Raw genomic sequence first — 22,940 nt, forward strand, 5'->3', positions numbered from 1 at the left:
TTGCGTGACCGCCGACGTGATGTCGGCGGGTGCCTGCGCTTCCTCGGCTAGTTCGGATAAGACCAGCTCGGCGCCCTCGGCCTCGTGCTCAACGCCATCGTGCTCTGGACCACCCGGTACATCGACGCCGCCGTCGCCCAGCTCTGCGCCGAGGGCCACGAGATCCGGGACGAGGATGTCGCCCGGCTCTCCCCGCTCAAGCACAGCAACCTGAACCTGCTGGGCCGCTACAGCTTCACCGCCAGCGTCCCGGCCGCAGGCGCCCTGCGCCCGCTGCGCGACCCGGAAGCGGTCGAGCTGGACGAGGACGACGACGGCGCCGTGCAGGAGTGAGCCGCCCTACCGCTGGCCTGCGCGGGATCGTCCGGACGTGGACGACCATGCCGATCACCCCGACGAGGGTCTGGGTGACCACGACGACCGCGGCGACGGCCAGGCATCGGGCAGGGTCAGAGCCAGGGGGAAAAACGACGAGGGCGTTGCGGGTCGCGGGAACGCCCCTTTCTGCAGGAAGGAGAAGTCGAGGGTTCACACAGAACCTTAACGAACATGTTTGCGGCGAACACGTTCAACCCTCGGGCGGGTGGCGGGGGCAGCACAGCGGCGGCCTGGACTCCTCTTCGGTCCAGGCCGCCGCGAAGGTGACGCGAGAGGCTCCTCCCCTGGCTGCGCGGCGGTCGGTCAGGGTGCGGTGGGGGTGCGGGTGGCGGCGAGGGCGGTGCTCCAGGTGACGAGTTGTCCCAGGAGTGCGTCGAGGGCTGCCGTCTGGTGCTCGCCGGGGGTGAAGGCGGCACCGAAGTCGCGGAAGTCGGTGCGCAGGTTCAGGGTGACTTCCGCGCCGATGTCGGCGAGTTGGAGGGCGCCGAGGACGGGACGCAGGGCCTCGGCTGCGCGGACGCCGCCGTCGACGCCGTAGGAGACGATCGCCGCTGCCTTGTTGTTCCACTCCGCGTACACCCGGTCCAGGGCGTTCTTCAGGACGCCGGGGAAGGAGCGGTTGTACTCGGGGGTGACGAAGACGAAGCCGTCGTAGGCGGCGACGGTTTCGGCCCAGGCACGCGTGTAGGGCTGGGTGTAGCGGCCGACCGCGGGCGGGATGGGCTCGTCGATCTGCGGGAGGTCGACCTCGGCGAGGTCGATGAGGGTGTACGCGGCGTCGACCCGCTCGTCGGCCTGCTGGTGGACCCAGTCGGCCACGGCGGCGCCGGAGCGGCCGGTGCGGGTGCTGCCCAGAATGATCGCTATCTTCGTCGTCGCGTGCTCCTCGGATGTGTCATGCGTAAGACGCCCGCCACCGCTCCCGGATGACGGCAGAAGGGGCGGGCGTCGGGGGCCGGGCGGGGGTCAGTCCAGGAAGGTGTCGAGGGCCGCGTACACGGCTGGGGCCTGTTCCCGGATGGGCAGGTGTCCTGCGCCGGGGATGAGGACGAATTCGGCCTGCGGCAGGGCGGCGGCGTAGGCGCGGCCGAAGTCCGCGGTGATGACCGTGTCCTCGCTGCCCCAGATCACCAGGGCCGGGCAGTGGACGCCGGGCAGGCGGGCCAGCAGCCCGGGGTCGTTCATGGTGGGGCCGGTGTAGGCGTGCAGGGTGGCGAACAGGTGCGCCGGCGGGCCGGGCCTGCCCTCCGCGCCGGCGGGGGCGCCGGCGCCCGGTGGGGGGCCGGCCAGCGTGACGCTGTGGCCGGGGATCTCGGGGCCGATGGCGTCCATGAGGACGAGACTGGAGATCCGCTTCTCCTGGTCGGCGAGGACCAGCTCGACGGCCGCCCAGCCGCCGAAGGAGGTGCCCATGACCGTCACGTCCCGCAGCTCGAAGTGGGCGAGCAGTTCGTGGTAGACGCCGGCGAGGGCGGCCACGGAGTCGAGGTCCTCGGGGCGGGCGGTGGCGTCCCAGCCCGGATGGGTCGGGGACAGGACGCGGTGGCCGGTGGAGACGAGATGGTGCGCCAGAGGCGTGACACTGTCGGGGCCGGGCCCGCCGTGAAGGAGGAGGACGGCCGGGCCCTGTCCGGCGTCCCGCACCCGCAGCTCCAGGCCGGGCCGTATCTCCACGGTGTGCATCGTGGTCATGCTGGTTGCTCCCTGGTGGGTACGGGGGTGGCGCGTCACTGGCCGGCGGCGGGGCCGTCGGTGAAGAAAGGCGACCATCTGCTCCAGGCCGTCATCGCTGAAGAGGGTGTTGAGGCTGGTGGCGGACTCGTCGGCGGAGGTCTCGCTGCGCGGGAAGAGATCGGCCTCGTAGGCGGCGAGCGCGGCCTCGGTGTCGCCGGGGTGGGCGGCGATGGCCAGACCCAGCTCCGCTCCATCCACCAGGGCCAGGTTGGCGCCCTCACCGGCGAAGGGGGACATGACGTGCGCGGCGTCGCCCAGCAGGGTCACGCCAGGGGTGCGCTCCCAGCGGTGGCCGACGGGCAGGGCGTGGATCTTGCGGGGCACCAGGGCGCCGTCCGCGTCGCCGACCAGGGCCCGCAGGTCCTCGTGCCAGCCCTCGAAGTGCGCCAGCACGGTGGCCTTGGCGGCGGCGGTGTCGGTGAAGTCGATGGTGTCGAGGTAGCCCTCGTCCGCCTTCAGGGCGGTGTAGACGTGCAAGCTGCCGTCGGTCTCCCGGTGGGCGAGGAAGCCGCGTTGCTCGCCGAGGCTGATGAAGAAGCCCCCGCCGATCAGGGCCGCCGGGCCCGGGTGGCGCACGTCGGGCTCGTGCAGGTCACTCTCCACGAAGGAGATCCCGGTGTAGGCGGGCTTGGCGTCGGAGACAAGTGTGCGCACCCGCGACCAGGCACCGTCCGCGCCGATGAGCAGGTCGGTGGTGATCACCGAGCCGTCCGCGAAGGTGACCTCGTGGCGGCCCTCGCCCAGCGCGCGCACGCCGGTGACCTTGCGGCCCCAGCGGATCGTGCCCTCGGGCAGCGAGTCCAGCAGCAGGTCCCGCAGGTCACCGCGGTCGACCTCGGGGCGGCCGCCGGTGTTGTCGTCCTCCTCGCAGATACGGACGGTGCCGTCGGGTGCCACCAGACGCATCTCCTGGCCGCCCTCGTGAATGATCTTCTCGAAGCCGTCGAACAGGCCGGCCGCGCGCAGGCCCTTCTGCCCGTTCTCCTCACGGATGTCGAGCATGCCGCCCTGGGTGCGGACCTCACGCGACGCCTCCAGCTCGAAGATCGCCGCCTCGATGCCGTTGACGTGCAGGACCCGGGCCGCGGTCAGCCCGCCCAGGCCGGCGCCGATGATCGCGACAGGGAAGTGCTCAGTGCTCATGATGTGCCTCCGCAGACAGTGCAGGTAGTGGCCGCCGCCGGGCAACTGCCCTCGGCGGCCGGCCGCCGGCGCGCTGCCCGCGCGGTTACGGCACGGGCATCCTGGCGGCCACCATCCAAGCATAGCGAACATGTTCGCAGCGAACAAGTTCGCCACGCGTAGCGAACGACACGCTCTCCGGAGCGCTCCTTTGGTCGCTCAGTCGGCCTGCGGGGCCGGGGTCGGGGTTTGGACGATGCCGTTGACCAGGACGTCGAAGCCCCAGCGCATCCGCGCCTCGACCGTGCCGCTCACCAGCTCGGGCATGTGCGCCGCGATCGCCGGGTGCGTGGAGTTCTCGACGGAATGCAGCGCCCGCAAGGTGGCGTTCCACTCGTCCGCGGAGGTGGGGTCGTGCTCCTGCGTCGACTGCTCCGCGGCAGTAGTGGTCGCGTCCTGCAGAAGCTTGTCCACGCCCCACGCCACTTGCTCGCGAGAGGCTCCGCTGCGGGCCAGAAGGTCGAGGATGCGATCCACCAGGTGCAGGTAGTTCTCCCCGCTCGGCCTCGCCACCAGCGCCGAACGGGCGAGCTGCGGGTGCGCGAACAGGACGAGGGTGTACGACGTCATCACGGAGCGGAGCTGCTCGCGCCAGTCATCCTCCTGTCGGCCCGAAACGTCGACCTCGCCGAGCAATGAGTCCAGCACGGCGGCATGCAGCTCCGCCGTGTTGGCGACGTACACGTAGAGCGACGCGGGTCCGGTGTCCAGCTCCTGCGCAAGGCGGCGCATGGTGACCTTCTCCAGGCCCTCCGCCCGCATGATGCGTACGGCAGTGTCCACGATCCACCGACGCGACAGGGCGGGCTTGGCCGGGCGCTCGCGGCGGCTGACAGGTTCTCGTCTCGCAGGCATAGAACCGATCGTAACGAACACGTTCGAACCATGGCTAACCCGCGTGTCGCCAAACGATCGAATGACGACAGGGGCGGCTGGCGTCCAATGAACCCTGTGATTCCGGGGCCCGACGGCGGCTCCGATCCAATGAGATCCGATGACGGCTGACGACAGGTTAGATGACACCCAAGGTCCGATGCGGCGGCAGAAGCGGGGAAACAGCGTGGCCAATCTCGTCTACAAGCGGGTGTCGACCGACCAGCAGTCCACCGCCCGCCAGGACCTCGTCCTGGCCGAGGCCGGGATCGACAACCCGCGGGTGTTCGAGGAAGAGGCGGGCACCTCCAGCCGCCTCCACCCGCTCCAGCGCCCGAAGTTCAGCGAACTGCTCACGTACGCCCGGCCGGGCGACACCGTGCACATCTCCGAGATGTTCCGCCTCGTGCGCGGCAACCAGCACATCCTCGACGTCCTCGAAGTCTTGCACCGCGACCAGCTCGCCCCGCGCATCCACGACGGCGCGTTCTCTGCGATGGACCTCACCGCCCGCCACCCGCGCACCGGCGAGCTGCTGTCCACCGTGAAGTTCATGGTGCAGACCCTCGCCGCCGCCGGCGAACTCCAGCGAGACCTCCAGCGGGAGCTGACCTACGACGGACTGCGCGCCGCCGAGGCCAAGGGCAACAAGGGCGGACGCTGCCCCGCGGTGACGGCTGCGAAGACCGACGACGTACGCACCGCGTATTTGGAGGGCCGCTCGATCGCCGCCCTCGCCCGCGACCACGGCGTGAGCCGCGGCGCGATCCGCACGGCCGTTGCCGACCTCCTGCCCGACCGCATCACCACCGCCGAAGAGGGTCCGGCGCCGGAGCTGCCGGTCACCCTCGACATGCCGGGCAAGGTCGCTGACTTCCTCCGCTCCGCCGAGCTGGACCCCGTCGAGCGGGCCGCGCTCGACCAGGGTGTGACCGTTCCTCGCCCGCTGTCAGCCGCTCGACGGCGGCCACGGCCTCCCCGCGATCCCAGCCCAGCGCAAGGCCCGCCGCGAGTTACGAGAACCGCGTCAGCACGCTCGCACCCGGGCCATGATCGTTCTCAGCGCCAACCGATGCACCCGAGGTCAGGATCATGATCACCGGCTTAGCGTTAACCGCTGTACCGATGTTCCCCGAGGCCGGCATAGCCGTCTGCTGGTCGTAGCCGTCCGTGGCGAAAAGGCGACTCAGCTCGTCGATGGTCGACTTGAGTCGTTCGGCGCGCCTGCCGAACGACTCCCATTCGATGCCAGCCTCGTCGAACTCCCATTTCATGTGGCCGGCGCCGAGACCGACTTCCAGGCGGCCTCCGGTGAGGACGTCCGTGGTTGCGATCTCGCGGGCCAGCAGCGCCGGATTCCAGAACGGCGCGTTGAGCACGAGGGTGCCGACCTTGAGGCGCTCGGTGGCCTGGGCCGCGGCGACGAGCGCGGGAAAGGGCGATGCGATGCCGAGGTGGTCGGTGGCGAACACCGTGTCGTAGCCATGTCGTCGGCGCGGCGGCAGGTCTCGGCGAAGATGTTGTAGGAGAAGTGCAACTCCGTCATGCGGGTCATGCTGCTGCATGCCCCGGTCGTCCACCAGGATCAGTCGCCGGTGGATCTCTTATATCATTTGAATCTGCCATTTCAGTATTGAATGAAATGAATCCACCACAGCTTTCTCATAAATCATCGAAAAACAGCCACGAGGTCAGCGCCGGCAACTCTAGCCTTGCTTGGCAATGGTTTTCGTGGATCGGGATCGGGAGTGGTCGGGTCGGTGCGTTTTGAGCTTTTGTACCGGCGGGATTTCGGATTGCTGCGGGCTGGCTGTCGGCGCCGTACGTGCGGAAGTGGTGGCGCGGTGCGGCGCCAACTGCGGAGCGGATGGCGCAGGAGTACAGGCCCATCGTGGACGGGGTGGACCTGACGCGGTGCTACGTGCTCGAGTCCCGCCGCTGACACCGGAGCTCCACTGTGGATGCTCTTCCGGTCGCGTGCGAGCCCGTGAGCGTGGTTGTGGCGACCCTGTCCGGTCTGGGACCAACCGCTTCAACCCGGGAAGTTGAGCTTCGTGAACATGGGCGAGATCCGGCAGGACGACGGGCCGGTGCTGGTTTGGAAGCGGGCCACCTGAACCCTGAGATCAGCATGAGATGCCTGCTGCCTCCAAGTGGCGACGCACCACGTCCCAGTGCGGGTTGATGATCTTGGGTGGTTGCGCACCGACGCCGATGTCCTTGAATCCGCTGGAGGTGGCGATGCACACCACGGGGCCCTCGAAATCTTGGTTCTGCAGCTGCCGGTAGCCGGCCAGCCCGGCCGCGGCGGAGATCTCGTGCCACAGTCCCGCATGGGCGAGATCATGCTGTGCTTGGGCCATTTCCGAGTCTTCCACCAGAAACGCACGCCCACCGCTGGCTCGGATCGCCGCAACAGGTCGGTGGCCGCTGATCGAGGAATTGATCGCGTAGGCGGCAGTTCGGGCGGTCTCGACCTTGGCCGCCGGGCGTCCTTCGGCAATGGCGCGGGCCAGTGGGCCGCTGGCGGCGGGCTCGCAGGCGAAGACGCGGGGTGTCGTCGCGGCGACGCCGAGCCGTGCCAGTTCGGCGAATCCCTTCCACACACCGAAGAGCAGTTCGCCGTACCCGGTGGGCGCGAACACCGCTGCCGGAACGCCGATCTTAGTGACGATCTCGTATGCGATGGTCTTGTAGCCCCCTGTGCCGAACGCGTGGCCCGTGTGCGTCGTCGAGTTGGTGTGCTGACGGGGTGGAAGCCGGATTCGGCGGCGATCCGGCGTAGCAGCGGCCAGCGCTCGTCGGTGGGCACGGTCAGCACGACTACGCCGTAGGCGCGTAGGAAGGAGGCCACGGCTGGGGGTGTGTCGGCCGAGGCCAGCACGACGCACTTCAGCCCTGCGCGGGCGGCGTACGCGGCTGCGGATGCGCCGTGGTTGCCGGACGATACGACCACGATGCCGTTCGCGCCCACGCCCAGTGCGGCGCTCGTGGCGCAGCGGTTCAGCCGATCCTTGTGGCTCCAGGAGGGGTTTCGCGCCTCGTCCTTGATTAGGACGCCGTCGGCGATCTCCACGAGCGGGGTGCCGCCCTCCGCGAGTCCCGGGGCGACGAGTGGCGGTAGCAGCGGGGCCCAGCGGTCCAGGCCGGTCCGGGGCGTGTGCTCGAACAGCTCCGGGCGTACCTGGTCGTAGTCGTAGTCGACCTCGCCCGGGTACGCGATCTCGTCGGTGCTCGTCTCGGTACATCCGCCGGTCAGCGGTGGCCACAGCGGATAGGTGATGTTCGGGTCGCCCAGTGGGCGTTGGCCGATGGCCAGCGAGAGATCGCTCGGCACGTTTTCGGACCCTACTGCACGAACCGTCCTGGTGGGGTTGTCGGGAACGGGGCCGGGGTGATCAGTCGTAGCCGCGGATCAGGTGGCTTTCGTCGTGGTCGTCGTGGTCCGCGCCTGGGGCGGTTTCCACGCGGTCCTGGGTGGGCAGGTGGATGTCCGGGGTGAGGGAGTCGGTGCGCTGCTGCGGGGCGTTGAAGTGGTCGGTGAGCGTCATGCACGGCTCCTATCGAAGCGGAAGTTATTGCCTGATGGTGCTTCTCGTGTTGGGAGATCGCATGCGCGGAGGGCGTTCGCTGATCAGAAATCGCCCGGTCGGGAGGAATGGGTTGGAACACTGATATCTATGATATCAGCGGTAATTGAAATGAACTTCCTTTCAGAAAGTCCATCAAGCAAACTAAAAACCGCAATGACAGGGCTCAGGCCTTTGGTTTGAGGCGGATTCCGGTGCGGGGGCCGAGGTATTCGCCGTTGTCGACGACGGTTCGCCCGGCCTGGCAGACCCAGGGGATGCCGACCGGTGGCCGCAGCGGGTCTTGGTAGTCGCCGACGTCGATGACCGTGTCGGTGCTGAAGGCGACCAGGTCGGCGACGTGGCCGGGGGCGATCACGCCACGGTTGGGGATGCGAAAGCACTGGGCGGGCAGCGAGGTCATCCGGCGGATCGCTTCGGGCAGGGGCAGCACGCCGCGTTCGCGGACGTAGCGGCCGAGCACGCGGGGGAAGGTGCCGGTCAGCCGAGGGTGCGGTTTTCCGCCGGTGCCGGGAGGCAGGCCGTCGGAACCGATCATGGTCTGCGGGTCGGCCTTTCGTGCTTCCGTTGATGGGGTGCGCGGTGGGATAGCGGTGGTCGTGTGACGTTGCCGGGAGCGTAGGCGTCGATTTCAGGGGTGCGCGGTGCACGGTGAGTACAAGGTTCCCGGCGGGAAGCTGGTCGTGGTCGATCTGGACGTTGTGGACGGTCGGCTGGTCGATGTGTGGTTGAGCGGGGATTTCTTCCCGGAGCCGGATGAGGCTTTGGCGAACATCAATGGTGCGTTGTCGGGTGCGGAGTTGGCGGCGAGGACCCGGAGGAGTTGGCCGCGTTTGGCGCGCGGTTGGTGGGGTTCGATGCGGAGGTGGTTGGTGTTGCCGTGCGGCGGGCGTTGACGCATGCGTCGGATTGTGCTGAGCAAGAGTGGCGGTTGATCCACCATGGGCCGCAGACGCCGTTGATGCACATGGCGGTGGATCAGGTGTCGGCCGAGGCGGTGGCGGAGGGGCGGCGGGCTCCGACGTTGCGGTTCTGGGAGTGGGCGGCGCCGGCGGTGATCACCGGGAGTCCAGTCGGTGCGCAACGAGGTTGACATGGCAGGTGCGCAGCGGCACGGTGTCGAGGTGGTGCGGCGGATCACCGGTGGTGGGCGATGTTCGTGGAGCCGGGGAACACGGTGACGTATTCGTTGTACGCGGCGGGTTCGCTGGTGGCGGGGATGGCTCGCGGAGTCGTAGGCGTTCTTGGACGACTGGGTGCTGGTTGTGTTGCGGGAGCTGGGGTTGAATGTGTGGTACCAGCCGTTGACCGACATCGCTTCTGGTGGCGGGAAGATCGGTGGTGCGGCGCAGAAGCGGTTGGCGTCGGGTGCGGTGCTGCACCACGTGACGATGTCTTACAGCATCGATGCGGCGAAGATGTCAGTGTTGCGTGTGGGGAAGGAGAAGTTGTCGGGCAAGGGGATCACGAGCGCGAAGAAGCGGGTGGATCCGTTGCGGCGGCAGATGGGGTTGGCGCGCGAGGTGTCATCGAGCGGTTGATCGAGGGATTCCGGCGGCGGTTCGGGTTGGTGGACGGGCCGGTGTCGGAGGGCGAGCGGGGGCGGGCTCGCGAGTTGATCGAGTCGAAGTTCGCGACGCGGGAGTGGTTGTTGCGGGTGCCGTGGGCGTGCTTGGTCGGTTCTGCCTGGGTCAGGCAGAACCGCGGGTGTTGGGCTCAGGTGAGCAGGCCGGGTACGCCTGGGGTGGTTCGGCGGCGGCGTAGCCAGACCTTGCGGGTTCCGTCGGAGTAGAGGAGTACCCGGGAGAGTTCCCAGCCGGAGAATTCGGCGTGGATGCTGAGTTGGGTCGCTGCGCTCCAGCGGGTGATGCCCGGAGGCAGGCGCAGCGGCCGGTACTCCCAGTCCGAGTCGGTGTCGGTTCCTTCCGTGTTCACGGGTTTCACACTCTCACCACCTGGTATCCGGCGCCGTTGGCGGAGGCGATGTAGATGTCTCCGGTGTCTGGGTCGACTGCGACTGCGTTGGGTTGGGTGATGGTGGGGAGCCGGTGGCGTTCTTGGGGTTCGCCGCCGGTCATGTCGTAGCCGACGATTTCGTTGGTTGCGGTCAGCGTGACCCAGGCTAGGTCGCGGGTGGGGTCGTAGGCGAGGCCGTAGGGGGCGCCGGGGACGGGGTAGCGCTGTTTCATGATCAGCGGGTCGGTGCTGAAGGCGAGGAGTTCTTGGCCGCGGGTGTCGATGGTGAGGATGCGGCCGTAGCGGTCGGTGACGGCGTTGGTGGCGCCTTGGCCGGCGCGCAGGCCTGCGCCTTTTGCTCCGGTGGTGGTGTCGATGGGGGTTAGTGCGGTGGTGAGGCGGTCGAGGACGACGAGGCCGCCGCGGGTGGGGAGCAGTTGTGCGGGGCCCTGGAATTTTTCGGTGGTGGCGGTGGGGTTGCCGTTTTGGAGGACGGTGACCGTGGCGGTGTCGCGGAGGATGATCGCGGTGCGGTTGCCGTCGAGGTCGACTGCGTCGACGGGGCCGCCGGGTATTGGGGTGGGTTGTGCGGTGGCGGTGCGCAGGTCGACGCGGGTGATGGTGTTGACGTCGGGGAGTGCTGCGAGGAGTTGGCCGCGTTTGGCGCGCAGTGTGGCTGGTGGGCTGGGGAGGGTGACCGTGCGTTGGGTGTTGGTGCGTGTGTCGATGAGGGTGAGGTTGGGGCCGCTGGCGAGCACGAGGGTGTGGGTGTCGCGGTCGTAGGCGGCGTGTTGCACCGATGGTGCGGGGTGGACGGTTCCTGCTGGTGCTGTGGTTGCCGGGGGTGCGGTGGCGGGTGTTGCGGCGGTGAGGGTGTCGGTGACCTGGAGGGGGTCGCTGGTGGTGTCCATTCCGCAGCCGGTGAGCAGGGTTGCGGAGAGGCAGATGATGGCCAGCCGACGCAACGAGGTCCTCCTTGGTGCCGCGTGCCCGCGGGGTGCGGTGCGTGTTGCTTGCTTCCAGCATCCCTGATCCGGGCGGTGGGCTCCTGTGTGGGGGCTGTGCGGGTGTGGTCGGGCTGTCGGTGGGTCAGGGCTGGGCGGGGTTGCGTTCGGGATAGCTCTTGTCGGGGGCGCTGATGTCGTCGAGGGCGGCGCGGATGGCTGGGGGGAGGGTGAGGTCTTCGGCGGCGAGGGCGGTCTTGAGTTGGGTGGCGTTGCGGGCGCCGAGGACGGGGGCGGTGACGCCGGGGCGGTCGCGGACCCAGGCGAGGGCGACGTGGACGGGTGAGGTGCCGAGGCCTTCGGCGGCGGTGAGGACGGCTTGGACGATGCGGGCGGCGCGTTCGTTGCGGTGGTGTTCGACGTAGCTGGCGAAGTGGCTGGTGGCGCCACGGGAGTCGGGTGGGGTGGTGTTGCGGTATTTGCCGGTGAGGACGCCGCGGCCCAGTGGTGCCCAGGCGAGCAGGCCGAGGCCGTGGTGTTCGGCGGCGGGGGTGACTTCGCGTTCGATGCCGCGTTCGAGCAGGGAGTATTCGACTTGGGTGGCGATCAGTGGGGTGCGGGTGGGGTGGGCGTTTTGGTGTGTGGCGGCGGTGGCCAGTTGCCAGCCGGAGTAGTTGGAGATGCCGGCGTATCGGACGCGGCCGCTGTTGACGGCGGTGTCGATGGCGGAGAGGGTTTCGTCGATGGGGACGGTGGGGTCCCAGGCGTGCAGTTGCCAGAGGTCGAGGTGGTCGACTTGGAGGCGGCGCAGTGAGTCGTCGAGGGCGGTGAGCAGGGCGCCGCGGGAGGCTCCGCCGCCGAAGGGGCCGGGTTTGCGGCGGGCGACGGCTTTGGTGGCGAGGACGATTTCGTCGCGGGTGAGTTGGGTGGTGAGGAGGTCACCGAGGATTTCTTCGCTGCGGCCGTCTTGGTAGACGTCGGCGGTGTCGATGAGGGTGCCGCCTGCTTCGTGGAAGGTGGACAGTTGCTCGGCGGCTTCGTCGGCGTCGGTGTCCAGTCCCCAGGTCATGGTGCCGAGGGCGAGGCGGGAGACGCGGAGGCCGCTGCGGCCGAGTTGTCGGTGTTCCACGTTGGGTGAGGGTATTCGCTGTGGCGGCTGTGGTCGGTGAGGCTGCAGCGGCGGGTCTGATTCTGGGTGTTCCGGATCACAGTGCCTGGTGGGGGTCCGGTTTGTTCGTTGCTCGCTGTGATCAATTGCGTGCTGACCTGCTGGGATGCGGGTTTGCGGGGTGGGGGCGGGTGGTTGTTGGGAATGCTGCAAGATCTGGGTTCCGGGCCCACCGGCCGGTGGCCGGTGGGCGCATAAGAGTTTTCGCGATCGTGCTGGAGTGGGTTTCGTTGTCGTGGTTTCAGGCCATGGTGTTGGCCGTGGTCCAGGGGCTCACCGAGTTCCTTCCGATTTCTTCGTCTGGTCATCTGTCGATCGTGTCGAAGTTGTTCTTCGGTGACGATGCGGGTGCGTCGTTCACGGCTGTGACGCAGATCGGTACCGAGTTGGCGGTGGTGGTCTACTTCGCCAAGGACATCGTGCGGTTGGTGGCGGTGTGGTTTCGGGGTTTGGTGTCGGCTGAGGTCCGGCGGACGCAGGATTACCGGTTGGCGTGGTATGTGATCGTGGGCAGTTTGCCGATCGGGGTGCTGGGTTTGTTGTTCCAGGACTTCATCCGGTCGACGTTTCGGAGTTTGTGGATCACTGGTGCGACGTTGATCGTGTTCGGTGTGCTGATGGGGTTGGCGGAGCGGTTCGGCCGGCAGTGTCGGGCGCAGGACCGGTTGCGGTTGAGCGATGGCGTGGCGATGGGTTTCGCGCAGTCGTTGGCGTTGATCCCGGGTGTGTCGCGGTCGGGTGGCACGATCACGGCTGGTTTGGTGTTGGGGTTGGATCGGCCGACGGCGGTGCGGTTCTCGTTCTTGTTGGCGATTCCGGCGGTGTTCGCGGCGGGGTTGTCGGAGATTCCGCACGTGTTCGAGCCGAGCCCGTACGGGTTGCAGCCGTCGGTGGCGCAGATGGTCGTGGCGACGGTGGTGGCCGGGGTGATCGGGTATGCGGTGATCGCCTGGTTGTTGCGGTTCGTGGAGCGGCACAGCGTGTACTTGTTCGTGTGGTATCGGATCGTGTTGGGGTTGGTGTTGTTCGGGTTGTTGGGTTTCGGCGTCATGCAGCCGTGATCTGGTGATCGTTGGGCGCGGTCCGCACCGGGTTGGTGCGGGCCGCGCCTTTTTGTGGGGGGTGTGGTAGGTGGCGTCGGGGTGGGGCCTACCCTCGGCGGGCGTGGCGACTCTCATCCTGTTGCGGCATGCGCGGTCGGCGGCCAATGGTGCCGGGACTTTGGCCGGGCGTTCGCCCGGTGTCGGGTTGGACGAGACCGGGGTGGGTCAGGCGGTGGGTCTGGTGGACCGGTTGGCTGGGGTTCCGTTGCGGGAGGTCGTGGTGTCGCCGTTGCAGCGGTGCCGGGAGACCGTGGCGGGGTTGGCGGCGCAGCGGGGGCTTTCGCCGGTGGTGGAGCCGGAACTGGCTGAGGTCGATTACGGTGAGTGGACCGGGCGCAAGGTTTCGGAGTTGGTCGAGGAGCCGTTGTGGAAGGTGGTGCAGCAGCACCCGTCGGCGGCGGTGTTCCCGGGTGGTGAGGGGTTGGCGCAGGTGCAGGCGCGGTCGGTGGCGGCGGTGCGGGCGCATGATCGTCGGCTGCCAGCGGATGCGGTGTGGTTGGCCTGCACGCATGGTGACGTGATCAAGTCGGTGCTGGCGGATGCGTTGGGGCTGCACCTGGATGCGTTCCAGCGGATCGTGGTGGATCCGTGTTCGGTGAGCGTGGTGCGCTACACCGAGACGAGGCCGTTCGTGTTGAAGGTCAACGACACGGGCGGGGATGTGTCGGGGTTGGTGCCGCCGGTGGATGCGGCGAAGTCGGGTTCGGATGCGGTCGTGGGCGGTTCGACCGGCGTTTCGGAGTCCGGTCGAGGTTGACCCTGGGGCGTTGTTCGGCCTGGTCAGTGACCGGTTCGGCCTGGTCAGTGACCGTGAGTGGTTTCGGGTGCTATGGCAGCCGGCTCTAGTTCAGGACGTCGCTGACAGTTGATGTCTCAGGGTTTCACGGACACTGTTCGGCTTGTCTGTGTGGCGACCAGGGCTGTTGCGTGATCACGCGGCGATGGGCACAGCGGGGTTTCCGATGGATCCCGAGTTCGTGCCGCGCTCGCGTAGGTTGCCGCCGTCGCACCTGTGTGGTGGGGTTCTGCCGCGAGGATGGCGTGTCCCGGGAGACGTTTTACAGGTATGTGTCCCAGGTCCGTGCTGAGGGCGCGGCCGGGTTCACTCGGCGCAGCACTGTCCCGGTGCCGCCGACCGGGTGCGTTGCCGGCTGGCCTCTGCGTCCGAGGCGGTGTGCGGGTGCGCAAGCAACTTGAGGTTGAGGGATCGAAATCGGGCCGATCCCGATCCGGTGGCCGCACCGCCAGATCGTCCGCAGCCCCGCTAGCGCCCGGAAACGCGGCGTCGGTTCGAGTACGCCGACCCAACGTGTGCTGGCAGATCGACGGGATGGAGCACTACCTCGCTAGCGGCGAGGCGGCCAAATACCCCAGCAGCGCTACAACGCCCGCGCCAAAGCCGCGCCCGCCGCATCAGACGCCAGCCCATCCGGCACGCACGACACACCACCAGGTATCAGTCATCGGTGTGATCGTTTTGTCCGGCTGCTCCAGCGTCCTCGGACGCCGCTGGGCTGGCCAGACCGACACTGTGTACTGGCAGGGCGCCCGCGGCACCGTCGTGATCGTCGACACCGCCGCCCGCCAGGGCGCCCTCGGCCGGTCGCGACGCTACCAACCCTCAACCGACCACAAGCTGCCACCAACGTCGTGACACACATCTGTCCGTGAGGTCCCTCAGACATGACACGGTGCTCTGACGCCTGGACGTACTCACGGACGCTGACCAGGTGAAACGTCGTGGTGGCTAGCTACGGAGCTGGACGAGGTGGCAGCGGGTGTCTTCGGATAGGAAGCGCTGGGTGCCGCCGCTGTAGCGGACGAGGACCTGTTGGTTGTTGGCCAGGGTGACCTGGTCGACGAGGCCGACGGGGCCGATCGGCCCGTAGATGCGGACCGCGTCGCCGGGAAGCAGTTCGTCGGCGTTGACCTGTTCGATGTTGGTGGCGGCCGAGGCGGGCAGCCACCAACGGGTGGTGGCGAACCATGCGGCGAAGGCCGCGGCGGCCAGAGTCAGTGGCAGCCAAGTCTGCAGGTCGATGAGTGCCAGGCCCAGCGCGGCGCCGGTGAGCGCGGCCCACAGTCCGGAGCTGATCGGGATTTTGCCCAGTTGCAGCCAGCCGGTGGTGCGGATGGTGCCATCGGGTCGATGGCCGCGGTGCGCGGCCGTGGGCTGTTCGGGGACGTCAAAGTCGGTTTCGTCGGCGTCGGCGAGGTTGTCGCGGGTGGTTTCCCGGGGGGTGATCTTGCCGAGTGGCTCGCGGGCGGTGTCCTCAGGTCGCACCCGGGGGATTTCGGCGGTGTCGGTCACCGACGGGTTCTCGGTTGGGGTCTTCAGCGGCTGGTCGAAGCCGGTGTGGTCGGGGTTGAGCAGGGTGCGCAGCATGGTGACTTCGGTGTCGCGGCGTTGCCCGCATTGCGGGCAGACCATGACCACGCCGGTGGGGGCGTCGTGGTCGGTGACGGTGGTCAGCGGACCGTGCCCGTAGGGGCATTGCGGGGCGTGGGGGCCGTTTTCCAGGATGCGCAGGGCGCTGGCGTGGTGGCGGTCGGTGGGGTGGTTGTCGTCGGCGTTGTTCACCATTGCGTGGTCCACCTCAGCTTGCCGTCATCGGCGCGTTCGCAGCTGGCGGGTGCGCCGGAGGAGGTGCGGCCGGGGTCACCTTCCCGGGAGCAGCGTTCCCCTTCGTCGACCACTGGGACCCAGTCGGCGTCGTGGTTGGTGGTGGTGGTCCGGGGGCGGCCGTTGTCGCCGTCGTGGCCGGGCGGGTTGGCCGGGCGGGTTGGCTGGGGCTGTTGTGTGGGGGTGGTCGTGGTGGGGGCGGCCGAGGGCGTGGGTCGTTTGCTGGTGGTGCTGGTCGTCGTGCTCGGAGGCGTGGTCGGCTCGGGTTCGGTGGTCGTGGTGGTCGGCGGGGCCATCGAGGTGGTGACCGGGGCGAGGTGGCTGACGGGCACGCGCGAGGGTTGCGGGGGAGTGGCGAGATCTTGGCTGCCGGTGGGCAGGGTGTTGATCACGCCGGCTCCGGTCGCGGTCAACAGCGCGGCGGCGGGCAGCAAGCGTACCGCTAAGGGGCTTTTCCACCACCAGCGGCGCAACTGGTCGGGGTGCTCGGCAGGCAACTCGTGACTCCGTTCGTGTTGTGCCGGTTGTTCTCTCCCCGACCCGGCTGGCGAATCGTAGCGAATTCGTCATGAACTCGTGTCGTACGCCGGGGCGGCGCTGTGGGTTGCGGGCTGGTTGTCGGTGCGTATGGAACCGCGGAGGTCTTGTTTGTGATCTCCATCGCAGCGTCGGTGGAGTGCGTGAGGGCGACCGAAAACAAATGTCCGGACACGAAGAGTCGTTATCGTGATCGTCCGATGTGGACTCTTTGCGGCGGACCTCGGGCCGGGCGCCGCGGGCATTCCGGTCGCCGGTCTTTTCAGCCGGGCTTAAGGAGAACTTATGTGTTGAGGTGGCGTCAGGCCGACATGCGTCGTTGTGTTTCCTGCGTGGCCGTGACGTTCCTGCGTAGTTCGTCCAGCGACAGCCCGACCGCGTCGGCGACCGCGGCGACGGTGAAGAAAGCCGGGGTGGGGATGCGGCCTTTCTCGATCTTGCGGAGGGTTTCGGTGGAGATCCCGGATGCGGCCGCGATCTCGACCATGCTGCGTTCGCCGCGGGCGTCCCGCAGCGCTTGGCCGAGCAGTTCGCCCCGTCGCCGTTCGTGCTCGTTCAGCGGCACACGCACCATGTTCTTGATACTAATGTATCGGTATAGTTATTGGGTCCAGTTGGTGGGGGAGAGCCACGCGTGATCGAACTGAAGACAGCGACCGAGATCGACGCGCTGCGCGAAGCGGGCCGCATCGTCGCGCAAGCGCTGCAAGCCATCCGCGCGCACGCCACTGCCGGCACCACGTTGCGCGAACTTGACGAGATCGCGCACACCACCATCACGGAAGCCGGCGCACAACCGGTGTTCCTCGGTTACCGGCCCAACTGGGCACCCACCCCGTTCCCCGGCACGATCTGCGCCTCGGTCAACGACGCGATCGTGCACGGCATCCCCAACGGGCGAGCACTGGCCGACGGCGATCTGGTCAGCATCGACTGCGGAGCCCGCCTGCAGGGCTGGGTCGGCGACGCGGCGATCACCTTCAGCGTCGGCCCGGCCCGCCCCGAGGACACCCAGCTGACCGAAACCACCGCGCAAGCCCTGACCGACGGCATCGTGGCCGCCCGGCCCGGTGGCCACACCGGCGACATCGCCCGCGCCATCGGCGTCGTTGGGCGCGGCGCTGGCTACGGCATCCCCGGCCCCCTCGGAGGCCACGGTGTCGGCCGCGACATGCACGAAGCCCCGTTCGTGCCCAACGACGGACCCGGCGGACGCGGCTGCCCGCTGCGCCCCGGACTGGTCCTGGCCATCGAGCCGATGTTCCTCGCCGGCGGCAGCGACGACATCCGCACCGCCGAGGACGGCTGGACCGTGCTCACCAGCGACGGCAGCCGTGCCGCCCACGTCGAGCACACCATCGCCATCACCGAGGACGGGCCACGCGTGCTCACCCTGCCCTGACCCCCCGGAACCACGCAGTTGCGGGGTTTCGCGGAAAATCCCGGAACCGCCCAACGCATGTGGTGGTAGCTGGAAACGGCACGAGGGAATGCGAACAACGGCCGATGCCGGACGCGATTCCTTCGATGATCAACGCCACATGCCGCCGCCGGAACAGACCCGGATACTGGATGGTGAGCCCTGCGCGGAACGCGCACGTCCAAGCACGAGGAATCATGAAAAAGCACTTCGCCTTCGTCAGCATTCCCGCCGTCGGCCACGTCAACCCCACGCTGCCACTGGTCGCCGAACTGCTGCGCCGCGGTCATCGCGTCAGCTACGCCGTAGGCCGTGAAATGGCGCCCACCGTGCGAGCCAGTGGTGCCGAAATCCTGGAACTACCCACCGAAATGCCGAAAATACCGTCACCGGTCCAGCCCGGCCCGCCGCCGGTGGCGAAACTGATGCACTTCCTCATCGACGACATCCGCGTCAGCTTCCCGCTGCTTCGGCAACGATTTCGCGCCGACCCGCCGGATGCGGTGTGCTTCGACGTGATGACCAGCATCGGACGCTTGCTGGCTCAAGACCTCGACGTCCCCGAGATCGCGCTGGTGCCCAGCTTCGCCGCCAACGAGAACTTCTCGCTGCGCGACATGTTCGCTGCCGAAAACGCCGGATTCCACACCGAAATGCTCGCCGAATTCGGCAGCCGGATCCAGCAGGTGGGCGCCGAGTTCGGCGTGCGCGCCGAACTGCCCTTCGGCGCGCCGCCCGCCGAGCTGAACCTGGTGTTCCTGCCGCGGGAATTCCAGCTCCGCGCCGACACCTTCGACCAGCGGTTCCGCTTCATCGGCCCGTTGCTGGGCGAGCGCGCCGAAGCGCCTTGGAAGCCCCGCGATCCGCAAGCCCCGCTGCTGTTCGTCTCCCTGGGCACCGCGTTCAACGACCGCCCGGAGTTCTACCGGATGTGCTTCGAGGCATTCGGCGAAAGCCACTGGCAGATCGCGATGTCCACCGGCCAGCGCATCGACCAGGCCCAACTCGGGTCGATCCCCGAGAACTTCGACGTGCGCGCCTCCTTCCCGCAACCGGCGGTCCTGCGCCACGCCACCGCGTTCCTGTCCCACACCGGCATGAACTCCACCATGGAATCCCTGCACGCCGGGGTGCCGCTGGTGGCCGTGCCGCAGATGCCCGAACAGGCCGCCAACGCCGCCCGCGTCGAAGAACTGGGACTCGGCCGCTGGCTGAAGCCCGAAACTCTCACCGCCACCGGCCTGCGCGTCGCGGTCGACACCATCGCCGCCGACGAGCAGGTCAGCGCCAACCTCGACTGGATGCGCGAGATCATCCGCGGCTGCGGCGGAGCCCCCGCCGGAGCCGACGCCCTCGAAACCCACCTGGGCTGACCGCGGGGAACGGCAGTGGCCAGCCTCGAGGCGAGTTCATGACTGACGCGGTGCACCGGCTCCTCGACCGAGGACACCGCGTCGTGATCAGCTCGCACAACGGCCACGTGCAACGAAGCCCTATCACAGGTCGGCCGACCATGGGCGGACTGCTCGCACCCGAACTTGGCAGCGACATGGTCGTCATCGCCACGCCTACGGCAACGGCCTGCAAATCCACCTCACCTCGCGCAGCGGGCAACCCTACGACGGGGACGTGTCCTTGCAGCGGAGAACCCCATCACCGACCACCATCGAAGCGCTGCTGAACACCACCAGTCGGACCATCGCGCTGCTCGATCTCCACGCCACAGCCACCGGGCTCCTCGCCGACGCCGAACAACTGCACTCCTCTCGTCCCCGATGTGGTCGCGAAACTGCGCAACGACAGCGAAGCCGGCACCGATCCGCGCGGCCCGTGAGTGGTATTGGCGACCACAGCAGGTGACCACAGCGCCCAGACCACCCATGGACCAGTCCTCACCGGATGCGGGCGGCCACCGCCGACGCACAGCCGCGATCCAGGAATGATCGTGCGCCGTGTCGTTGCGTGTCTGCTCTACCTGATCTTCATCCGGCTTTTCCGGCTGGCTGGTGTTGCTCGGCCGTTCGTCGGCGGCCAAGGATGTGGAGTTGCTGGTCCTACGCAACGAGGTCGCCGTGCTGCGCAGAACGACCCCCAAACAGCGCCTGGACGGGGCGGGCTGGGCAGTCCTAATTTAATGAGTCGTGAGTCGGCCGTCCGGCAGACTCGGGTCTGGCAGCCGCCGGTAGGTGAGCAGTTGTTTCTCCCGTGGGTTTGAGCCCTGATGAACGAGCGTGTCCCTGCCGGTGGGGCCGGCTCCCACCCTGCTCACACCTGGCCATGCCTGGTGCTCAAAGCGGTTCGCCCGAACGTCGCCAAAATGTGCCCTGCGCCAACCCACGGGCGTTGATCACGCTTCATCAGCGGTTGAGTTTTCTGTTGCCGTGACAACTGTGGTGATCACGACGGCTTTTCCGCATCGGACGCGAGCGGGTGGGAGGCCGTGTCGAGGAAGACCAGTTCTTCGCCGAGCAGGCCGCGAAGGATGGATTGTATGCTTGTGCGCAATGCCCCCTCCGCGATTGGATCGATGATCGCCGCCAGGCTCGGCATACCGAGATCGAAGTGCGCGGTAAACCTGACGACCGTGTCGGATCCGAACTCGTCGACTACCCACTCGCCGTCGAAGCGTTCAAAGTCTCCGTCGAGTTGCCGGAACGCGATAGTCCTGGCGAAGTGGTCGATCTGGTCTCGTTCCGACCAGCACAGGATGCCGTTGCGAAACGCGACCGCCCATTCCGAATCCTGAGTGCCGTCTTGCCTGGCTGTGACGGTGACGCTGCGGACGTCATCGGTTTGATCGGCGAAGCGCTCGATGTCGCAGAGAAGGGAGAAGACGGTATCAGCGTCGGTCCCAACGGCGGCTGGCACAAGCGACTCGACCGTAACAGTCGGCATATCAGTGGGTTCCTTCCAAAACAGCGTTGGGTGGGCATCGGCGCGCTAATGTTTCCGCGGCTCGGGTAACTGCCTCGAGAAGCCAGTGAACGTCCTCGGAAGTCAGGACCGCTGGCGGGGTGAAGCGCAGCACCCGGTGCGCGTTCAGTGAATGGTTGACGAGCACTTCGTGGTCGAGCAGTTCCATCAGCAGTTCACCCGTGACTTGCTCGTTGACCAGCTCCACTCCGATCAGCAGACCCAGCCCGCGCACGTCGGTGATCAGGTGACCGCAATGGTGCAACAGGATTCGGCGTAACTCCTGGAGCAGGTACGTGCCCACCTCGCTAGCCTTGGTGACGAGGTTTTCCGCAACGATCACACGGATCGCTGCCTCGGCGGCTGCGGCAGCGATCGGCGACCCTGCGAATGTCGACGTGTGCAGGAACGGGTCGCGGTTGAACGGCGAATACGCCTCTGCTGTGGCGACCATTGCCGCTACGGGAACGACTCCCCCGGAAAGGTTCTTGCCCACCAGTAGAATGTCAGGGGTGACCGACTCCCTGTCCGCGCCCCACCAGTGACCAAGCCGGCCCAGTCCGGTCTGCACCTCGTCCAGGACGAACAACGCCCCATACTTCCGGCACAGCTGCGCGACATCGCGCAGGTATCCGCGCGGCGGAACAACGACACCGCCCTCTCCCTGCACCGGTTCCACCACCACGCAGGCCGGTGGCGCTGCGGCCAATGTCTCTTCCAGCGCCTGCGCGTCGCCGAAGGGAACGTGGTCAACGGAGGGCAGCAACGGCCGAAACGGAGCCTGGTAGAGCTCCCGGGCGGTGATGCTGAGCGCACCCGTGGTCTTGCCGTGGTAACCGCCGACCGCAGAGATGAGGTGCGCATGCCCATGGGCACGTGCCAGCTTGATCGCGGCCTCGGTGGCCTCGGCCCCGGAGTTAACGAAATGCACGTAGTCCAGACCGTCCGGGGCGACGCCAGCGAGCGTTTCGGCAGCGCTGGCGACGGTGGGCTCCAGCATTAGCCGTGTGCTCAGCGGGTGCCGGTGAACCTGTTCCACCACCGCCTCTACCACGGCAGGGTGGGCATGACCGAGGAGGAAAACGCCGTATCCGCCGCAGTTGAGGTACGTCTTTCCATCAGCGTCGACAACTCGGCTGCCATGCGAGGACACTTCTGTCAGTCCGCCGGTCATGTCGGCCAGTCGGGCCCGCCCACGGGAGATGTGGCGGCGGTAGCGTTGCGACGTCTGCCGTGAACTGGCCTGCTGGGTGCCATGACTGCTCATACCGTTGCACCGGCAACAGCGGCGGGGACAAGGCGTTTGGTACGGGCGAAAAAGCGCACTGAAGTGCGAAAGGCAGACTCGAACCACTCTGCCGAGGGCAGCGTCAACGATGCCGGGTCACCGGGAAGCGCGCCGAAGGAAGTCGGGAATGGCTCGGCACCTGCGAACAAAGCGGCCATGGCCAGCAGGTCGTCGAACTGCTTGCGCGCGGCCGGAGAAAGAACATCGGTCAACACCGGTCGGATCAACCGATCCACCATGTCCGGCGATACCAACCGCGGCGGCGTGACATCGATGCCCGACTCCTCGGCCACTGCCACGCATTGGTCGACGAACCGCCTGGAGGTCAGCGCGTGGTGCCCCGCAGTCAACCAGTACTCGCCGTCACGCACATCCGCGTCCACCAACGCCCGAAGCCCTGCAGCGAGAAGGTCCTGCGGTATGACGTCCACCAACTCTGCAGCTGCGAACGGAAGAAGCGGGAACTTACTCCTGAGGATGCCTGCGGCGACCAGGTGGACACCCTGGAAATGGGCCATGGCGCCGGTCACCGAATCACCGACCACCACCGAGGGGCGGGCGATCACCACGGGAACTTCCGAGCCGCGAAGCAGCTCCTCGGCTTCTCGCTTGGAGTCGAGGTAATTTTCGGGGCGAGCCGCCCCCTCAGAAATTAATCCCTGTGCCGACCGGGTGAGTTCGCTTCGGGCCACGAACGCGGTGCTCACGTAGATGACACGGGCCTGCGCGTCAGAAGCGAACTCCAGGACTCGCTTCGTGCCGAAGACGTTGAGCTGGTGCGCGGCATCAGCTCCAGCGCCGAAGTCAGTCTTCGCGGCGCAGTGCACCACAGTGTCCACGTGGGACACCAGCATCTGGTATGTGAGCTCATCGAGCCCCAAGAACGGCTGGGTCACATCGCCGATCACCGACTCGGAGTCAATTTTGGCACGATGAGTCAGGCTGATAACCCGGTGGTGAGCCAGCGCTGGGCGCAATGCCGTACCGACTACGCCAGAGGCGCCAGTCAGTAGCACGAACTTGGGTTGCGACATGCCGGTCTCCTCGAATTGCCGTGTTGGTCCACCCCTGCGACAAGGGCCATGAGCCGCGCAATGGTGCGACGTTGCCAACCCGACTCAAAGCAGCGTCGGGCCTATGCGCCAGGTGTGACGGCAAAACCGTGGCGTGAGAGACGGCGCCGCCGCAACCAGGCAAGCGCGACGCCTGCCTGGTTGCCCAGTATGTTCTG

The 22,940-nt window shown here is 67.5% G+C and carries 26 protein-coding genes and 3 pseudogenes; 11 read left to right on the forward strand and 18 right to left on the reverse strand.

Translation table 11 applies throughout. The features are described 5' to 3' along the window. Positions 1-60: 60 nt before the first annotated feature. Positions 61-333 (forward strand): annotated as a pseudogene (locus tag ACWDKQ_RS21660) (Tn3 family transposase); the annotation flags it as partial. Positions 334-681: 348 nt separating this feature from the next. Here ACWDKQ_RS21660 and ACWDKQ_RS21665 read toward each other — a convergent pair. The 4 genes and pseudogenes from ACWDKQ_RS21665 to ACWDKQ_RS21680 all read right to left on the reverse strand — a co-directional run bounded on the left by ACWDKQ_RS21665 (position 682) and on the right by ACWDKQ_RS21680 (position 4,149). After that, positions 682-1,314 (reverse strand): NADPH-dependent FMN reductase, encoded by a 633-nt coding sequence (locus ACWDKQ_RS21665; RefSeq protein WP_450140597.1) that lies wholly within the window; start codon positions 1,312-1,314, stop codon positions 682-684. Between the two features lie 30 nt (positions 1,315-1,344). After that, positions 1,345-2,148, reverse strand: a complete 804-nt coding sequence (locus ACWDKQ_RS21670) for an alpha/beta fold hydrolase (RefSeq protein WP_450140598.1) — start codon at positions 2,146-2,148, stop codon at positions 1,345-1,347. Positions 2,149-2,160: 12 nt separating this feature from the next. Continuing rightward, a pseudogene (locus ACWDKQ_RS21675) lies at positions 2,161-3,255 on the reverse strand (FAD-dependent oxidoreductase); the annotation flags it as partial. A gap of 198 nt (positions 3,256-3,453) precedes the next feature. After that, on the reverse strand, positions 3,454-4,149 hold the full coding sequence (locus tag ACWDKQ_RS21680; protein WP_450140558.1) for a TetR/AcrR family transcriptional regulator: 696 nt from the start codon (positions 4,147-4,149) through the stop codon (positions 3,454-3,456). 139 nt (positions 4,150-4,288) lie between these two features. Here ACWDKQ_RS21680 and ACWDKQ_RS21685 point away from each other — a divergent pair, with 139 nt between their 5' ends. Then, a complete protein-coding gene (locus ACWDKQ_RS21685) occupies positions 4,289-5,263 on the forward strand; it encodes a recombinase family protein (RefSeq protein ID WP_450140559.1) in 975 nt (324 codons plus the stop codon). On the opposite strand, the gene ACWDKQ_RS21690 is transcribed toward ACWDKQ_RS21685, so the two are convergent. The 5 genes and pseudogenes from ACWDKQ_RS21690 to ACWDKQ_RS21710 form a co-directional block, all read right to left on the reverse strand. Next, the gene (locus ACWDKQ_RS21690; protein WP_450140560.1) at positions 5,181-5,732 is read right to left on the reverse strand and encodes an LLM class flavin-dependent oxidoreductase; all 552 of its coding nucleotides are present in this window, start codon (positions 5,730-5,732) and stop codon (positions 5,181-5,183) included. The two genes, ACWDKQ_RS21685 and ACWDKQ_RS21690, sit on opposite strands and share 83 nt — an antisense overlap. A 561-nt stretch (positions 5,733-6,293) precedes the next feature. Beyond that, entirely contained in the window at positions 6,294-6,962 is a 669-nt protein-coding gene (locus ACWDKQ_RS21695) for a threonine synthase (protein WP_450140599.1), read from the reverse strand. Further along, positions 6,926-7,504, reverse strand: a pseudogene (locus ACWDKQ_RS21700) (threonine synthase); the annotation flags it as partial. The gene ACWDKQ_RS21695 and the pseudogene ACWDKQ_RS21700, both read right to left, overlap by 37 nt. 61 nt (positions 7,505-7,565) lie before the next feature. Continuing rightward, on the reverse strand, positions 7,566-7,718 hold the full coding sequence (locus ACWDKQ_RS21705) for a hypothetical protein (RefSeq protein ID WP_450140561.1): 153 nt from the start codon (positions 7,716-7,718) through the stop codon (positions 7,566-7,568). Between the two features lie 205 nt (positions 7,719-7,923). Then, positions 7,924-8,346, reverse strand: a complete 423-nt coding sequence (locus ACWDKQ_RS21710; protein WP_450140600.1) for an amidohydrolase family protein — start codon at positions 8,344-8,346, stop codon at positions 7,924-7,926. 55 nt (positions 8,347-8,401) lie between these two features. Here ACWDKQ_RS21710 and ACWDKQ_RS21715 point away from each other — a divergent pair, with 55 nt between their 5' ends. The 3 genes from ACWDKQ_RS21715 (at position 8,402) to ACWDKQ_RS21725 (ending at position 9,298) form a co-directional block, all read left to right on the forward strand. After that, complete coding sequence (locus ACWDKQ_RS21715) at positions 8,402-8,653, forward strand: hypothetical protein (RefSeq protein ID WP_450140562.1); 252 nt, start codon at positions 8,402-8,404, stop codon at positions 8,651-8,653. Between the two features lie 35 nt (positions 8,654-8,688). Beyond that, a complete protein-coding gene (locus ACWDKQ_RS21720) occupies positions 8,689-8,850 on the forward strand; it encodes a hypothetical protein (RefSeq protein ID WP_450140563.1) in 162 nt (53 codons plus the stop codon). Between the two features lie 163 nt (positions 8,851-9,013). After that, a complete protein-coding gene (locus tag ACWDKQ_RS21725; RefSeq protein ID WP_450140564.1) occupies positions 9,014-9,298 on the forward strand; it encodes a lipoate--protein ligase family protein in 285 nt (94 codons plus the stop codon). Positions 9,299-9,473: 175 nt separating this feature from the next. On the opposite strand, the gene ACWDKQ_RS21730 is transcribed toward ACWDKQ_RS21725, so the two are convergent. The 3 genes from ACWDKQ_RS21730 to ACWDKQ_RS21740 all read right to left on the reverse strand — a co-directional run bounded on the left by ACWDKQ_RS21730 (position 9,474) and on the right by ACWDKQ_RS21740 (position 11,786). Further along, the gene (locus ACWDKQ_RS21730; protein ID WP_450140565.1) at positions 9,474-9,701 is read right to left on the reverse strand and encodes a DUF5703 family protein; all 228 of its coding nucleotides are present in this window, start codon (positions 9,699-9,701) and stop codon (positions 9,474-9,476) included. Next, positions 9,698-10,678, reverse strand: a complete 981-nt coding sequence (locus tag ACWDKQ_RS21735; protein ID WP_450140566.1) for a YncE family protein — start codon at positions 10,676-10,678, stop codon at positions 9,698-9,700. The genes ACWDKQ_RS21730 and ACWDKQ_RS21735 overlap by 4 nt, the downstream gene beginning before the upstream one ends. Before the next feature lie 124 nt (positions 10,679-10,802). Next, the gene (locus tag ACWDKQ_RS21740; RefSeq protein ID WP_450140567.1) at positions 10,803-11,786 is read right to left on the reverse strand and encodes an aldo/keto reductase; all 984 of its coding nucleotides are present in this window, start codon (positions 11,784-11,786) and stop codon (positions 10,803-10,805) included. Positions 11,787-12,055: 269 nt separating this feature from the next. Between ACWDKQ_RS21740 and ACWDKQ_RS21745 the strand changes: the two genes are divergently transcribed. From ACWDKQ_RS21745 to ACWDKQ_RS21755, 3 genes are all read left to right on the forward strand, one after another. Beyond that, the gene (locus ACWDKQ_RS21745) at positions 12,056-12,886 is read left to right on the forward strand and encodes an undecaprenyl-diphosphate phosphatase (protein ID WP_450140568.1); all 831 of its coding nucleotides are present in this window, start codon (positions 12,056-12,058) and stop codon (positions 12,884-12,886) included. Between the two features lie 103 nt (positions 12,887-12,989). Then, a complete protein-coding gene (locus ACWDKQ_RS21750) occupies positions 12,990-13,685 on the forward strand; it encodes a histidine phosphatase family protein (RefSeq protein ID WP_450140601.1) in 696 nt (231 codons plus the stop codon). A gap of 711 nt (positions 13,686-14,396) precedes the next feature. After that, positions 14,397-14,582 (forward strand): hypothetical protein, encoded by a 186-nt coding sequence (locus tag ACWDKQ_RS21755; RefSeq protein WP_450140569.1) that lies wholly within the window; start codon positions 14,397-14,399, stop codon positions 14,580-14,582. 93 nt (positions 14,583-14,675) lie between these two features. Here ACWDKQ_RS21755 and ACWDKQ_RS21760 read toward each other — a convergent pair whose 3' ends face one another. The 3 genes from ACWDKQ_RS21760 to ACWDKQ_RS21770 all read right to left on the reverse strand — a co-directional run bounded on the left by ACWDKQ_RS21760 (position 14,676) and on the right by ACWDKQ_RS21770 (position 16,662). After that, positions 14,676-15,512 carry a hypothetical protein gene (locus ACWDKQ_RS21760; RefSeq protein WP_450140570.1) on the reverse strand — a complete coding sequence of 279 codons (837 nt, stop codon included), beginning with the start codon at positions 15,510-15,512 and terminating at the stop codon, positions 14,676-14,678. Further along, a complete protein-coding gene (locus tag ACWDKQ_RS21765; protein WP_450140571.1) occupies positions 15,506-16,048 on the reverse strand; it encodes a hypothetical protein in 543 nt (180 codons plus the stop codon). The genes ACWDKQ_RS21760 and ACWDKQ_RS21765 overlap by 7 nt, the downstream gene beginning before the upstream one ends. A 341-nt stretch (positions 16,049-16,389) precedes the next feature. Further along, positions 16,390-16,662, reverse strand: a complete 273-nt coding sequence (locus tag ACWDKQ_RS21770) for a helix-turn-helix domain-containing protein (RefSeq protein WP_450140572.1) — start codon at positions 16,660-16,662, stop codon at positions 16,390-16,392. Positions 16,663-16,722: 60 nt separating this feature from the next. On the opposite strand from ACWDKQ_RS21770, the gene map reads away from it, so the two are divergent. From map to ACWDKQ_RS21785, 3 genes are all read left to right on the forward strand, one after another. Then, positions 16,723-17,490 carry a type I methionyl aminopeptidase gene (gene map, locus ACWDKQ_RS21775; protein ID WP_450140573.1) on the forward strand — a complete coding sequence of 256 codons (768 nt, stop codon included), beginning with the start codon at positions 16,723-16,725 and terminating at the stop codon, positions 17,488-17,490. A 215-nt stretch (positions 17,491-17,705) separates the two neighbouring features. Beyond that, positions 17,706-18,881, forward strand: a complete 1,176-nt coding sequence (locus tag ACWDKQ_RS21780) for a macrolide family glycosyltransferase (RefSeq protein ID WP_450140574.1) — start codon at positions 17,706-17,708, stop codon at positions 18,879-18,881. Then, a complete protein-coding gene (locus tag ACWDKQ_RS21785; RefSeq protein ID WP_450140602.1) occupies positions 18,830-19,189 on the forward strand; it encodes an erythromycin esterase family protein in 360 nt (119 codons plus the stop codon). The genes ACWDKQ_RS21780 and ACWDKQ_RS21785 overlap by 52 nt, the downstream gene beginning before the upstream one ends. Positions 19,190-19,905: 716 nt before the next feature. On the opposite strand, the gene ACWDKQ_RS21790 is transcribed toward ACWDKQ_RS21785, so the two are convergent. The 3 genes from ACWDKQ_RS21790 to ACWDKQ_RS21800 are packed head-to-tail and all read right to left on the reverse strand — an operon-like array spanning position 19,906 to position 22,743. After that, positions 19,906-20,403: a type II toxin-antitoxin system RatA family toxin gene (locus ACWDKQ_RS21790; protein ID WP_450140575.1), complete on the reverse strand. Its 498-nt coding sequence runs from the start codon at positions 20,401-20,403 to the stop codon at positions 19,906-19,908. 1 nt (position 20,404) lies between these two features. Then, positions 20,405-21,688 carry an aspartate aminotransferase family protein gene (locus ACWDKQ_RS21795; protein WP_450140576.1) on the reverse strand — a complete coding sequence of 428 codons (1,284 nt, stop codon included), beginning with the start codon at positions 21,686-21,688 and terminating at the stop codon, positions 20,405-20,407. Then, a complete protein-coding gene (locus ACWDKQ_RS21800; RefSeq protein ID WP_450140577.1) occupies positions 21,685-22,743 on the reverse strand; it encodes an SDR family oxidoreductase in 1,059 nt (352 codons plus the stop codon). The genes ACWDKQ_RS21795 and ACWDKQ_RS21800 overlap by 4 nt, the downstream gene beginning before the upstream one ends. Positions 22,744-22,940 lie beyond the last annotated feature (197 nt).

Source organism: Saccharopolyspora sp. NPDC000995 (assembly GCF_053599315.1).

Excerpts from the sequence above, each read along its gene's own strand:
- ACWDKQ_RS21670 (WP_450140598.1), bottom strand. The coding sequence starts at position 2,148 with ATGGTCGCCTTTCTTCACCGACGGCCCCGCCGCCGGCCAGTGACGCGC.
- ACWDKQ_RS21680 (WP_450140558.1), bottom strand. The coding sequence starts at position 4,149 with ATGCCTGCGAGACGAGAACCTGTCAGCCGCCGCGAGCGCCCGGCCAAG.
- ACWDKQ_RS21685 (WP_450140559.1), top strand. The coding sequence starts at position 4,289 with ATGACGGCTGACGACAGGTTAGATGACACCCAAGGTCCGATGCGGCGG.
- ACWDKQ_RS21690 (WP_450140560.1), bottom strand. The coding sequence starts at position 5,732 with ATGCAGCAGCATGACCCGCATGACGGAGTTGCACTTCTCCTACAACAT.
- ACWDKQ_RS21705 (WP_450140561.1), bottom strand. The coding sequence starts at position 7,718 with ATGACGCTCACCGACCACTTCAACGCCCCGCAGCAGCGCACCGACTCC.
- ACWDKQ_RS21760 (WP_450140570.1), bottom strand. The coding sequence starts at position 15,512 with ATGGTGAACAACGCCGACGACAACCACCCCACCGACCGCCACCACGCC.
- ACWDKQ_RS21770 (WP_450140572.1), bottom strand. The coding sequence starts at position 16,662 with ATGGTGCGTGTGCCGCTGAACGAGCACGAACGGCGACGGGGCGAACTG.
- ACWDKQ_RS21780 (WP_450140574.1), top strand. The coding sequence starts at position 17,706 with ATGAAAAAGCACTTCGCCTTCGTCAGCATTCCCGCCGTCGGCCACGTC.
- ACWDKQ_RS21790 (WP_450140575.1), bottom strand. The coding sequence starts at position 20,403 with ATGCCGACTGTTACGGTCGAGTCGCTTGTGCCAGCCGCCGTTGGGACC.
- ACWDKQ_RS21795 (WP_450140576.1), bottom strand. The coding sequence starts at position 21,688 with ATGAGCAGTCATGGCACCCAGCAGGCCAGTTCACGGCAGACGTCGCAA.
- ACWDKQ_RS21800 (WP_450140577.1), bottom strand. The coding sequence starts at position 22,743 with ATGTCGCAACCCAAGTTCGTGCTACTGACTGGCGCCTCTGGCGTAGTC.